Origin of the sequence: Streptomyces sp. MBT53 (assembly GCF_016654115.1) — a bacterium.
GTDB lineage: Bacteria > Actinomycetota > Actinomycetes > Streptomycetales > Streptomycetaceae > Streptomyces.
The window spans coordinates 1-319 of sequence record NZ_JAEQAZ010000543.1 but is presented as its reverse complement, the minus strand read 5'-3'; the positions used below and the strand labels follow the sequence as shown (position 1 = coordinate 319).

Here is a 319-nt window from a genome sequence, read left to right as displayed (position 1 = left end):
CTCCGGGTCCTTGCGCAGGCAGTCGCGGACCAGTTCGGCGATGCCCTCGGGGACACCCGTCAGGTCGGGTTCGTCCTGGGCGATGCGGAACATCAGCGCGTGGACGCCGCTGTTGGCGGTGCCGAAGGGGAGGGTGCCGGTCGCGGCGTAGGCGAGGACGGAACCGAGGCAGAAGATGTCGCAGGCCGGGGTGATGCGGTCGCCCCGCACCTGTTCCGGCGCCATGAATCCGGGCGAGCCGACCAGTGAACCGGTGCGGGTGAGCCCGTCCCCGGCCTGGGTCTCCAGGGCGCGCGCTATGCCGAAGTCGATGACGCGG

The 319-nt window shown here is 71.5% G+C and carries 1 protein-coding gene; it reads right to left on the bottom strand.

From position 1 onward, the window contains the following. A partial coding sequence (locus JHN45_RS52675) for a protein kinase (RefSeq protein ID WP_201056635.1) occupies positions 1-319 on the bottom strand: 319 nt, incomplete at both ends.